The organism is Pricia mediterranea (assembly GCF_032248455.1).
GTDB lineage: Bacteria > Bacteroidota > Bacteroidia > Flavobacteriales > Flavobacteriaceae > Pricia > Pricia mediterranea.
The window spans coordinates 1,613,245-1,626,553 of record NZ_JAVTTP010000001.1 but is presented as its reverse complement, the minus strand read 5'-3'; the positions used below and the strand labels follow the sequence as shown (position 1 = coordinate 1,626,553).

General features: G+C 45.3%; 8 protein-coding genes. 4 read left to right on the top strand and 4 right to left on the bottom strand.

What is annotated here, in order from left to right; all coding sequences use genetic code 11:
* The first annotated feature begins 159 nt into the window (after positions 1-159).
* The 4 genes from RQM65_RS06775 (at position 160) to RQM65_RS06760 (ending at position 9,969) form a co-directional block, all read left to right on the top strand.
* Positions 160-3,168, top strand: coding sequence for a SusC/RagA family TonB-linked outer membrane protein (locus tag RQM65_RS06775; RefSeq protein ID WP_314013642.1), 3,009 nt, complete (start codon positions 160-162; stop codon positions 3,166-3,168).
* A gap of 18 nt (positions 3,169-3,186) precedes the next feature.
* The gene (locus RQM65_RS06770; protein WP_314013640.1) at positions 3,187-4,659 is read left to right on the top strand and encodes a RagB/SusD family nutrient uptake outer membrane protein; all 1,473 of its coding nucleotides are present in this window, start codon (positions 3,187-3,189) and stop codon (positions 4,657-4,659) included.
* A 276-nt stretch (positions 4,660-4,935) separates the two neighbouring features.
* Entirely contained in the window at positions 4,936-8,163 is a 3,228-nt protein-coding gene (locus RQM65_RS06765; RefSeq protein WP_314013639.1) for a VCBS repeat-containing protein, read from the top strand.
* Positions 8,164-8,364: 201 nt separating this feature from the next.
* Entirely contained in the window at positions 8,365-9,969 is a 1,605-nt protein-coding gene (locus RQM65_RS06760) for a sulfatase (protein ID WP_314013638.1), read from the top strand.
* Positions 9,970-10,413: 444 nt separating this feature from the next.
* Here the strand turns inward: RQM65_RS06760 and RQM65_RS06755 are convergent, their stop codons facing one another.
* The 4 genes from RQM65_RS06755 to RQM65_RS06740 are packed head-to-tail and all read right to left on the bottom strand — an operon-like array spanning position 10,414 to position 13,154.
* The gene (locus tag RQM65_RS06755) at positions 10,414-11,520 is read right to left on the bottom strand and encodes an endonuclease/exonuclease/phosphatase family protein (RefSeq protein WP_314013636.1); all 1,107 of its coding nucleotides are present in this window, start codon (positions 11,518-11,520) and stop codon (positions 10,414-10,416) included.
* Positions 11,521-11,564: 44 nt separating this feature from the next.
* Positions 11,565-12,221 carry a P-loop NTPase family protein gene (locus RQM65_RS06750; protein ID WP_314013635.1) on the bottom strand — a complete coding sequence of 219 codons (657 nt, stop codon included), beginning with the start codon at positions 12,219-12,221 and terminating at the stop codon, positions 11,565-11,567.
* Positions 12,205-12,873 (bottom strand): hypothetical protein, encoded by a 669-nt coding sequence (locus RQM65_RS06745; protein ID WP_314013634.1) that lies wholly within the window; start codon positions 12,871-12,873, stop codon positions 12,205-12,207. Before RQM65_RS06745 ends, RQM65_RS06750 begins: the two co-directional genes overlap by 17 nt.
* Positions 12,870-13,154, bottom strand: coding sequence for a helix-turn-helix domain-containing protein (locus tag RQM65_RS06740; RefSeq protein WP_314013633.1), 285 nt, complete (start codon positions 13,152-13,154; stop codon positions 12,870-12,872). Before RQM65_RS06740 ends, RQM65_RS06745 begins: the two co-directional genes overlap by 4 nt.
* Positions 13,155-13,309 lie beyond the last annotated feature (155 nt).

Genomic DNA, 13,309 nt, shown 5'->3' with positions numbered 1-13,309 from the left:
ACGTCGACATCATTAATTAAATAAGGATATAGGGAATAAATCATTTTTAATAATTCATAGGTTTTAAATTAATCTAGCGGATAAAATCAATACTGATAGGGTTCTGCATCGATTCAGCCCAGTACCCAGCAAATTTTATAACTGACGTAAACAATTCGTATGAACCAACAGATACTCTATCCTCTTTCGATATTGCTATTACTTTTTACGCAATTCATCACGGCCCAAAATCAACTGATCACCGGCATGGTAACGGATGAAAATGGAACCGCTTTGCCCGGGGCAAATATTGTGGAGAAAGGAACCACAAACGGGGTGACAGCTGATTTTGACGGTAACTTTACCATTGAGGTCTCAACGTCGGATGCGGTCTTACAGATATCCTATGTCGGCTTTCTTACCAAAGAAATTACCGTTGGCAATCAATCCGAAATCAATGTCACTCTCAAAGAAGACGCGGCCCAATTAGATGAAGTTGTAGTCGTGGCCTACGGTACGGTTAAAAAATCGGATCTAACCGGCTCGGTATCCTCAATCAAAACCGAGGAAATTCAGGCCACACCGACGGTACGTCTTGATGATGCCCTAAGAGGAAAGGTCGCTGGGTTGCAGGTGACGCCTACTTCCTCGCAACCCGGGGCGGCAGCTTCTATACGAATTCGAGGCACTAATTCCCTCACAGGAAACAGCAGTCCATTGTTTGTAATTGATGGCCTGATTGGTGCAGGGAACTCTGCGGACATCAATGTCAATGATATTGAATCTGTAGAGGTTCTGAAAGATGCTTCGGCAACTGCACTTTATGGCTCGAGAGGATCCGCAGGCGTTGTTTTAATCACCACTAAAAGAGGAAAAGCGGGCAAGGCTAAATTGAGCTATGACACCTATACCACTTTTCAGTCCCCTGCCCGGTTGCTCGATGTTTTAAATGCCGCCGAATTTGGTGCTTGGCAAAATGAAGTGCAGGGTACCGATGCTTTTCCGAATCCGGAATTACTCGGGGAGGGAACCAACTGGCAAGAAGAGGTCTATAGAAGGGGCGCGCCTATGGTCAGTCATACATTATCAGCCTCTGGCGGTAGCGAGAATGCTCGATATTTCGTGTCTGGCAACTATTTTAATCAAGACGGTATATTCCGGGGCGGGAACCTAGAAAGATATCAGCTTAGATTGAACGGTGATTATCAACTAAACGACATTGTCAAAATTGGCAATTCAGTTACCATTTCACGTACTACCGAAGTACCAAGAAGCAGCAACATCATTAATATTGCCGGCTATTTTCCGACATTACCGATTTTCGATGAGAACGGAGAGTATACCATCCAAACGGTGAGTAGCGAGCTAAGTGCGGAAAATCCTGTGGGCGGCCCGGCCAAGAACATTAACCTTAATACCGGGACCAGAATATTGGGAACTGTTTATGCGGAACTGGAACCGATAAAAAATCTTATCTATAAAGTGAATTTCGGGACCGATATCGCACTGGACAAAAGTGAAAATTATGCTCCTTCTACATTGTTCGAGCAGACAAATGATGGTGGTACCGCATCGATTCGAAATAGGGAATTTCTCAGTGTTCTATTGGAACAGACCTTAACCTACAGAAAAGAATTTGGAAACCATAGTTTGGACGGGCTCTTGGGCTATACCCGACAGCAGGAATTCGATTCTGGTAGCAGGGTCGACGTTCGTGGGTTTACAACCGACTTTTTCGAGTACAATAATATTGATGCAGGTTCCGATCGTTCTGATTCGCGTTCGGATGCTAGTAAATTCGGCGTTGAATCTTATCTGTTCCGCGTGAATTATGCCTATATGCGCAAATATCGCTTAACCTTGAACGGTAGGATAGATGGCTCGTCCAATTTCGCGGAAGGCAGTAAATGGGGTGCTTTCCCATCGGTTGCTGTGGCTTGGAACGCGGGCAGAGAAGCATTTGTAGAAAAGCTCAATGTATTTAATGATTTGAAATTAAGAGCCAGTTACGGTAGATTGGGAAATCCCGCATCGGGCGGAACATCTCTAGCCAGATTGGGTGCCGGGTTCACCTATATATTTGGAAACAGTGGTAATATTGTCAATGGCATAGGACTAAACCGATTGGGCAACGATGAGCTTGAGTTCGAAACTACCGACCAACTAGACCTTGGAATTGATGCCTCCTTTTTCAAGAACAGATTGCAGGTCACTTTGGATTATTATCGAAAAAAGACAGAAAATTTGTTTGCCGACCAAGAAATACTTTGGTTGATCGGAGTTCCCAATGCTAGTATCCCAACAAATTTTGGAACAATCGAAAATCAAGGCTTCGAGCTGGCAGTGAATTCAATTAATATTGATAAAAACGAATTTTCTTGGGAAACCAGTTTCAACATTTCTACCAACAAGAATGAGGTTTTATCCATTCCCGATGAAGATGGAGAGCGCGAGATCAATCGCTTCGGAGGGGTTATCAATGCGCCTTCCGCATTGATAAAGGAAGGAGAGCCCATTGGTGTTTTCTACGGATATAAACGTCAAGGTATTTGGAACTCTCAAGACGAGATCGATGCAGCGGGAATAACAGATGGTCAAGGGGTCTTTCCGGGAGGTAAACGCTACCTGGATATCAGTGGTCCCGATGGTGTGCCTGATGGAATTATAGATGAAAACGACCGAACAATAATCGGCAGTCCCCACCCCGATTTTTATGGAGGGATGAGTAACACGCTAACTTACAAAGGGTTCGAGTTTTCAATGTATTGGGCGTTTGTTCTTGGCAATGATATTTTCAACGAAACAGACTCTAGAATCAATACGGCTTTCGACAATAACGTGCGGAAAAAATTCGTTGATCGCTGGACGCCGTCCAATACAGATACCGATGTCCCCTCAGTTAGAGGGGTATTTAGATCAGAGATTGTTTCGGAGAGCGGGGTCGTAGAAGACGGCTCTTTTCTTAGACTAAGAAATCTTGGCTTGGGTTATAATATTCCCACTGAAAACATTTCCGGTATTCAGGCGGCAAAGGTCTATGTGAACGGTACAAATCTTTTACTCTTCGATAAATACAGCGGATACGATCCGGAAGTCAATCGAGGGGATAGCAATACACGTCGCGGTTACGACCAGGCACAGGACCCTGCTGTACGTTCCTTTACGATTGGACTGAACCTAACATTTTAATCACAAAATTGCACAGAGATGAAGAAACCAATTCTAATGATAGCAATGGCTGCAATAGCAATGGTATCTTGTGAAGACATCATTACCGAAGAACCTATAGATTTTTTAGTGCCGGGTAGCTTCCCTGCCAACGAAAGAGATGCTATTGCGGCAACGACCGCCGCCTATACCCGGTTGGACGGTAGCATTATTTCCTTTTATTATGGTTTTACGCCAAGCGATATAGCCTACCAAGGGCAACATAATATGAGACCTATATCATGGTTTATCAACCTTACGTCAGAAGATGGCGATGCCACGGCCTTATGGCAAGAAAATTATGAAGGTGTTTCCTTGGCAAATACAGTGATAAGCTTCGTTCCAGATATCGAAATGAACGATAAAGCATTACGGGAGCGACTAGTTGGTGAGGCTAAATTTTTAAGGGCGTATTACTATTTTGAACTAGTTCGTGTGTACGGTGGAGTTCCGATATTAACAGATGTAGTAACGGATACGGAAAAGCTGGAAGGCATCACGAGAAACACACCTGATGAAGTTTACCAATTCATCGAGCAAGACCTAACGGATGCAATCGAAGTACTGCCGGAGCAATATGTAGGAGGAGACCTGGGTAGAGCCACAAAATGGGCGGCAACTGCGCTGTTATCACGTGTACATCTGACAAGGGGCGAATGGCAATCGGCCAACACAAGGGCCCAAGAAGTGATCGCTTCGGGAATGTTCGGCTTAGTAGCAGATTACAATAGTCTATGGAGCCAAAACGCTGAGTATGTCCTCATGCCGAATGATGAGGGGGCCCTAGTGAATGAAAATGTGTTCGATATTCAATTTCAACAAGACGAACGTAACGACTTCAAACAAAGTTGGGTAGCCTCAAGAGATACGGAAATAGGAGGTGTGAATACAGTAGGGGGCGGTTGGGAAAACATGCTGCCGACAACGGATTATTTAAACATGTTTGAGGAAGGTGATTTGAGAAAGGATATCAGTTATGTGACCGAACTTAACGGGAATGTACTCGAATCGCCAAGAACTCCCGGTGCCGGACCTATTACTGGCAAATATCTTAATGCCGATGGAGATCCGCCAAAAGGCAACAACGGCAGCCAGAATACCTACGTTATACGTTATTCCGATGTTCTGTTAATGCGCGCAGAAGCGGAAAACGAATTGAACGGGCCTGCAAATGCCTACCCCTTTATCAACGAAGTCCGCAAACGTGCGGGTCTTCCACCATTGTCCGGGCTTAGTCAAGCATCGTTCAGGGAAGCCCTAAGAAAAGAAAGGGCCACGGAATTAGGCTTTGAGGGCATTAGAAAATACGATCTGCTGCGATGGGGGATTTTTGTAGAAACGATTCGTAACGTGGAAGATCCGCATATGGAGGTTCCTGCCGCCAATATTCAGGAACATCATGTGTTGCTTCCAGTCCCGAAAAGAGAAATCGAGATTTCAGAAGGGAGTCTCACTCAAAATCCTGGATATTGATTGTCAAATAAATGAAATTTGCCTAGAATTACTATAGTTTAGGATGCTGTGATTTTATATCTCATTGAAAATTTCAAGTTTTTACGCAAGGATAGAATTATAAAGTTAAGGCCAAGAATTGTAGCTTCCATTCTTGTAATGGCTTGTCTTTTACTGACAACATCCTGCCTTGAGAAAAAGGACTCCAATATATATCAGGATATACCTTTGTTCTCTTTGTCCGATGTATCCCAAACAGGTATCGACTTTAGAAACGACCTGAGAGAAACCCTTTACATGAACGGTCTGTTCTATGAGTATTATTATAACGGAGGGGGGGTTGCCGCGGGAGACTTCAACAATGATGGATTCGAGGATATTTACCTTATCTCCAACCTTGAGTCCAATCGGCTCTACATAAATCAAGGGAAACTAAATTTTAAGGACGTTACTAAAACAGCCGGGGTTGGAGGAGCTTCTGTTTTTGCGACCGGGGTAACAACTGTTGATATTAATTCCGATGGGCTTTTGGACATATATGTTTGCAGTTCGGGAAAGTTTAAAGACCCCGACAAGCGACGTAACGAACTGTATGTCAATATCGGAACGGGCAAAGATGGCATACCACGATTCCAGGAAAGTGCTGCGCAATATAATTTAGACATAGCCGAATTCTCTACACAGGCGAGTTTTTTTGATTATGACCGCGATGGAGACTTAGATATGTTTTTGATAAATCACGACGTGGACACATACGGGGACGACAAGCTCGAAAAATATCTGAACACGCAAGGTGAACTCAGTGGAGAGCGCTTATATCGCAATAATGATGGAAATTATGTTGACGTTACCGAGGAGACTGGAATTATAAATAACAGACTGGGCTACGGGCTAGGACTCGCTGTTGGCGATGTGAACAACGACACTTGGCCAGATGTGTATGTTAGCCATGATTTTTCTGGGAAGGACCATCTTTATTTGAACAACCAAGATGGCACTTTCTCTGAAATAGTAAATGAGGCGATGGGGCACATTTCCTTTTTTTCTATGGGAAATGATATAGCAGATTATAACAATGACGGTTGGTTGGATGTGATGAGCGTCGATATGGTTTCCGAGGACAATTATGGCATCAAGACTAGCATGAGCGGCATGAACGTACAACGATTTTATGACCATGTGGATTTGGGTCTGCACCATCAATACATGTTTAATACACTGCAAACCAATAATGGCACGATCAACGGAAAAGGTCCTTTTTTTTCGGAAACCGCTCAAATTGCGGGAATCTCTAGTACAGACTGGAGCTGGGGTCCGCTATTCTTCGATATGGACAACGATGGCCTTCAGGATTTATTCGTGAGCAACGGAATCAAACGGGATTTCAGGAACAATGATTTTATCGAGTATCATAAAGAGGTAAGAAATGAGCTGTCAAAGAAAAAAACCATAGACAAAGAAGCCTATATTAATAATATGATGACCAAAATGCCAACAAGAAAAAAGAGCAATTATTTTTTCTTGAATCAGGGCGATCTTACATTTTCTAAAATTAACGAACGACTTGGTCTGGATTCTTTAAAAACGAGTGCAAATGGTGCGGCTTTTGCCGATCTTGACAATGATGGGGATATAGACATAGTCGTTAATAATATGGACGATTATGCCCAGATATATGAAAACAATAGCAACCGTATCAACAAGGATAATTTTCTGAAAATTCGATTAAAAGGGCCTATTGGCAACACATTAGGTATAGGTGCTCGGGTCAAAATAATCATGGACGATGCGGTGCAAATGAGGGAGCAATATCTGACGCGTGGATTTCAATCTGCCATTTCGCCTACAATTCATTTCGGATTAGGTAGCGCGCAAGACATCCAAATGTTGCAGGTTTTATGGCCGGATGGTTCTTCCCAGGAAATTAACACGGTACAACCAAATCAAACTTTGGTCCTAGAATACGGTAATGCAACCAAAACGGATTCGCATCAATCAGATGACATCCCTCTTTTTGAAGATATTACCGACAAAATTTTGAGCCATGTTCATGTAGAAAATAAATTCAACGACTTTGAACGGGAGAGCCTCCTACCTCACAAAATGTCAGAACAAGGTCCGGCGGTAGCTGTCGGAGATGTCAACAATGACGGTTTGGACGATTTTTTTGTCGGTGGTTCCATGGGATTTGCAGGCACTTTGTACTTGCAAAATAATGACGGGACCTTTACTTCCCATGGACAAATTGGTCTAGAGCGTGAATCGCAGTATGAAGATGTAGGTGCTGCTTTTTTTGATGCCGATCGAGATGGTGACCTAGACCTTTACATCGTTAGCGGAGGTAACGAATTAAAGACGGACTCGGAATATTATCAAGACAGAATATATATAAATAAGGAGGGAGTTTTCACGCGTTCAGTTCAATCCCTGCCGAAATTTACCGCTAGCGGTTCTAGGGTAAAGCCCTTTGACTTTGATTCAGATGGTGATTTGGATTTGTTTATCGGAGGGCGACAAACGCCAGGTAAATACCCACAACCTGCAGATAGTTACTTGCTCGAAAATAGAAGTAGGGAGGATTTTGTTTCGTTCGTTGATGTAACGGAAAAAAAGGCTCCCCATTTACAAAAAGTTGGCATGGTCACCGATGCGGTCTGGACGGATATAAATCAAGATAAATTGATAGATCTCATCTTAGTAGGCGAATGGATGCCTATCACAGTCATGATAAATCAAGGCGGGTATTTTGAAGACAAGACAAGCTCATTTGGGTTTGCCGAGGAGACCGGTTGGTGGTATAGCATCGCAGCATCCGACTTTGATAAAGATGGAGACATAGACCTAATGGGCGGAAATCTCGGACTTAATTACAAATACAAGGCGACCCAAGAAGAACCATTTGAAATTTACGCTGAGGATTTCGACAGTTCGGGTGATTTGGATATCGTCCTCGGATATTATAACGGTGGTGACCTTTTTCCGTTGAGGGGTAGGCAATGTACTTCAGAGCAAATGCCGTTTATCAAGAAGAAATTTGAAAGCTACGATGCATTTGGCAAGGCGACCCTTAAAGAGGTTTATGGTGAGAGAAGTCTGGAAAAAGCACTGCATTACGCCGCCAGAACATTTGCCTCTACCTACTATCTAAATGAGGGTGACGGCATTTTTAAAAAAACACCTCTGCCTATGGAAGCACAATTGTCATCGGTAAACAGTATCCTGTTAGATGACTTTGATGAGGACGGAAGCCCAGATATTATTATGGCAGGAAATTTATATGGATCGGAAGTTGAAACCCCGAGAAACGATGCGAGCTACGGTCTTTATTTGAAAGTGGTTAAGAAAGGTAAAAGTTTCAAGGCAGTACCGATGAGAACTAGTGGTATTGTGTTAAAAGGAGAGGTGAAGCATTTATGTCAACTTAATAGTACGAACAATTCGAAAATCGTCATGGTAATTAAAAATGACGGTGAGATACAGTTTTTACGTTTCCGCTCCACCCATAGTGAAATCGCTAAGTTATAAAGTCTATTCTGTTTAGCTTTTTATACAAAGCCTCATTCATACACTGCTTGGGTGAAAATCACCGTTTAATGGGAGGGATACTATAAATTAAAGCGGTACTTTAAAGTGTGCATAACATTAAAAATATTCCGATAACGAATTATTCTTTCTTGACCATAGACTCTTGAAAAGAAGATCCATCCAACTTAAAACCACGGACCCATGATAAGACCGAACATGAATTTAAGAGGAATGCTGGTGTGGAGCCTACTGCTGAGTATAATGGCTGTTTCAGGCTGTAAAGAAAAAGGGTCGGTTTCGCAGAGTAAGAAACCGAACGTTGTCTTCATCCTGGCCGATGATTTAGGATTGCACGACCTGAGCGTTACCGGAAGCGAGTATTATGAAACTCCGAATATCGACAGAATCGCCAATGAAGGCACCATATTTACCCAGGGCTATGCCGCCAGCAGGGTATGCAGTCCTTCCCGCGCGAGTATCATGCTGGGGCAGTTTACGGCACGGCACGGCATTACCGACTGGATAGGGGCGGCATCGGGAACGGATTGGCGCGACCGCGGTCGGAACGACAAATTGCTTCCGGCGGAGTATGTCCACAATTTGCCCTCGCAGGATACGACCTTGGCGGAGGCCATGCAGGCCAACGGATATCGCACCTTTTTTGCAGGGAAGTGGCATTTGGGAGGAGAGGGTTCTTGGCCTAAAGACCATGGCTTCGATATCAACAAGGGCGGTTGGGACGTTGGGAGTCCAATAGGAGGCTATTTCTCGCCATGGGAGAACCCGAACCTGAATAACAGGGAACAAGGGGAGAACCTCTCGATGCGACTCGCCAAGGAGACCGTGGATTTCATCAAAAAGAACAAGGACAGCACTTTTTTCGCCTATCTTTCGTTCTATGCGGTACACGGCCCGATCCAAACTACGGAAAAGAAGTGGGGTGAATATCGGAACAAGGCCGAAGAAATGGGTATCAAGGACCAAGGTTACGAAATGGAACGGGTCTTGCCCATACGAATCGTACAGGACAATCCTATTTACGCGGGACTCGTTGCCCAAATGGACGATGCCGTCGGGCTCGTCCTTGACGGTCTTAAAGAACAGGGGCTGGACGAAAACACTATTGTAATATTCACTTCCGACAATGGCGGGGTAGCTTCCGGGGATGCTTTTTCGACCACCAACCTTCCCCTTCGTGGCGGCAAGGGCTATCAATGGGAAGGAGGGATCAGGGAGCCATTCTTTATAAAAGTACCTGGATTGATGAACGGAACTTCGATAGACTATCCCGTGACCGGGGCCGATCTTTATCCCACAGTGCTCGATTTGACCGATATCCCGCTAAAACCCGAACAACATGTCGATGGCGTAAGCCTTAAACCACTGTTCGAAGGAGAAGGTTTGGAAAACAGGGCCCTGTTCTGGCACTATCCACATTACGGCAACCAAGGAGGAAATCCCTCGTCCATAATTCGGGAAGGCAAGTGGAAATTGATCCATTATTATGAAGATGATAAGAGGGAGCTCTATAATTTGGAAGTCGATCCCAAAGAAGAAAAGGATATATCTGACGCTAATCCGGCCGTAACCGAGCGGTTGGGTGATAAATTGCAGGCTTTTCTTCAAGAGAACAACGCCCGTTTTCCGCGGAAAGACACCAAGTATAATCCCGAGCTGGCAAAAAGGCTGCATCGAGAGAAAATCGAAATTCTCATGCCCAGGCTCGAAGCCGAACGATTGAAATTTTTGTCCGAGGATTTCGAGCCGAACGCCACTTGGTGGGAGAGTAAGCTCACTACGGATTGATTTAACAACAGAGACCTCTGGGTAAAGAAATAGCTCAGTATTACGTTATTCAATTCAATAAAAGGCTTGATTGTCCTGTTTTGGAGTATTTTAATGGTTCAAAAATATCAAAAGAGATTCAAAATCCGATAACCGTAGGGGAATCATGTCCTATTGCAATTTTAGGTAGCCTACTCCATGATTCTGCTTCGGAAAGATAAAGTCCATTGCTCCCGAGAATTCCATTTCTCTTATTAAAGTAAGCTCATGATTTTAACCTCCTCCCGGAATCTTTTGAATTCTCAATCGAACCCAACGTTTTTGTGGACTAATGCACTTCCTTTGTCAATTATGTATTTCTAGTAGGCGAAAGTTGTGTATTCTTATTTGTCGATTTCTCAGCTGTGTTATTTACCGATAACAGTAGTTCGCAATGTTCAATTACTTAGTATAAAGCGTTTTAGATTAGACATGTATTCGGGCCCACACCAACGGATGCTCACTAGCGGCATGATGCTTGCTGGCGATCGAAGGGTACAGTGACCAGTTCGGTTTTCGATTTAGCCAGGTTCCCTTTCGGTTCATTCCGGCCGACCTCACTTTTTCGGACAGGCCGGGCGGCAACAACAGGTAATCCTTCTGTTTGATATTGACGCCCATACGATAGGCACCCAATCGAAAATAGCCGCCGCCCCTACCTTTGTCCGTGTCGGTCTTAAATCGGTCGTGCCGAGCGATATCGCTCAATTCCGTTTCCCGGAGCAAAGGAGAGAGACAGTCGCTGTAGGATACATCGTTCAGGGCACCGCATATCAGAATATTCTTCTTGCCCTCTGTCAACATTTCACGGTATCGTGCGGCCACCCATTCCGCCTGTTCTTTACGCTGTCGGCTGTCGCTTGAAAAATGGTTGGACAGGATATGGACACGTTCCCCGCGAGGCATCGCGATTTCATATTCCTGACAGTCCAGATCGAACAAGTTAAAGCCCTCCGAATCCCGTTCGTTCAGATAACTCCTAAGGCTACACATCCTAAAACCGTTCTTGAGCATGACTCCCATGCCCAGTCCCCTTTGGTCGTTGGTCTCGAACACCATGACCTCCTCGTAGGGCGAAATCTTGAGCAGGGGCAAAAATTCCGCGTTGAACTCCAGTAGCGATGACCGGTCCTCCACTTCCTGCAGTACCAGGATATCCGGGTCGGTCTCCGCGATTACATAAGCCTTGCTAAAGATCGCCTTCTCGTGCAATGGCCTGTTCATAAGCTTTACCCAACCTTCCCAATCGCTTAGGAAGGAGGCTTTTGTCTCGCTTAAAATTCCCTGCTTCTTGAAAAAAAGGTCTCCCCCCTTGTTTTTCAACAGGGCATAGGGCAAATTCTGCGTGCTGTCGAAGCCGAGCAAAAAGGTCAGTTCATGGATTCGTTCGTTATCGCCCTGACTTTTTGGTTGCTTCCGTAACAAACTGTCCAGCTGGGCGACCCAGTCCCCTGAATTTTTCGAATGGGTCTCCTGCAGAAGTTCGGTGTGACGGTGGAAAAGGTTCTGAATATTGAAGGTTGCGATTTTCATAGGTCTGAGTATTTAAATTGTAATATCTTGGATGAAAGAGCCGGTTACTGTCTTTTGTCCTTTGCGTCCTTTTTAAAGGCGATCAGGTTGAACATTTCCCGCATCCGGCTCCGTACCCTTTTCCCGTACCGCTCCTCGAGCTCGTCGGCATTGAGGTTGGTCGTTCCATGGGTCTTGGTCCGGGCCCTCAAGAAGAGTTCATGCCGCGAGAGCAGGATTTCGCCGATTACGTTGCAATCCTTCCCGAAGTGCCTTCCGATGGGCTCCACCCCGATATCGTCGAAGCAATAGAGCCCGTTGTTCCCGTAATCTTCGATGATCTTGTAGCCGATGTTGTTGAAGCCGAAGGTGACGTTCCGCGCCGGGATGATCTCATAGGGCCTGATATGGGGGACGATATGCCTGATCAGCTTCATGATCGTGGTCTTCCCGCACCCGACGGGGCCGGTCAGCAGAATGCCCTTTTCCGGATCGATCCCGAGCTTTTCACAGGTTTCTGTGTCCTTGATCATATAAACGCTCAACCGGTAAACGATATCGAGGTTTTCCTCCCAGATATGGAACTTTTTGCCGAACAGCAGTTTGCCCTTTGCGTTCAGGTATCGGAGGATTTTGGAGAAATCATAGTCAACCCGGGTCCCGTCGAGTTCCCCAAGGGAATAGACCTTGCCGCCTTCGTTGATCTTAGAGGGGTTCATCATAGTCCTTTTGGTTTTGGGTCATGAGATGGTCCCCGTTTTTGGCGACTGTTTTCATGGCCGCCGTTTTTTTTATTTCATCCGCCTTCAACATCCAGTTCCCGGCGATTGCCCTCCAGTCCGCTATGGGCGCCTTGCCGACCTTCCAGCCGACCCCTTGGTAATGGTTGTAGAATTTTTTGGCATCCAGTGACGGCCAATTTTTCCGTTTAAAAAAATCGATTACCTCAATTTCATTTTTCGGCTTTCTTTCTTCAGAGAGTTTATATTGTTTGTTTTGTTTAGTATATAAGGTAGGTGGTACGTTTTTGGGACAGTAGCGTTGCATAAGTGTACCGGTAGGTCCCGTTACTGTACTATCGGTAGTACGGAAATGGTACAACCTGACCATGGTTTTTCGGGCCGGGCTTTGGGTCGGCAGGTACTCGATATATTCCCATTCGGAAAGCTCCTTGATCAACCGGTGGTAGGTGGAGCGGGAACCTATTTTTGCCATTTTCATAATCTCGGTCCGATTGGCGTAGAACACCTCGGCGAAACGGTGTAGGTTCCAGTAGAAGAACAGTGCCATGTACAGGCTGACATGTCCGGGGCGCAGACGGTCGTCGGCGTAACATCGATGGAAGGCGGCGTTCAGGTGCTTGATATAGTTCATGCCGTTCGCTTTATCCGCACCTTGTTGGACGCTAATATGTCATCGATCTCGAGGGAATCGTAGAACAGGAGCCCTTCCACCTTATAGCAGGGGATGATCTTTTTGTTTCTCAGGTTCTGCAAGGTCCCATGGCTGATGCCCAGCCGTTCCATGACCTCACCGGAACGGATCCAGGTCTTGGGACGGGGGTGGGTATGTTCGACCATCAGGTGCTCGAACTCCGACAGGAGTTGTGACTTGAATTCCATAAGGTCCTCGGTCGTTACTACGGATGCGCCCATATCTATCGATTTTGATGCAAACAAGGTTCGCGGTTACAGGGCAAATATGGGCCAAGAGCATGGAACGATCTATCCACTGGATAACGAAAGGATAGTTTTTCGGGCGGACGGATATTGGCACGGCAAAACCGTACATTCCCGATTACGGCAAGGGG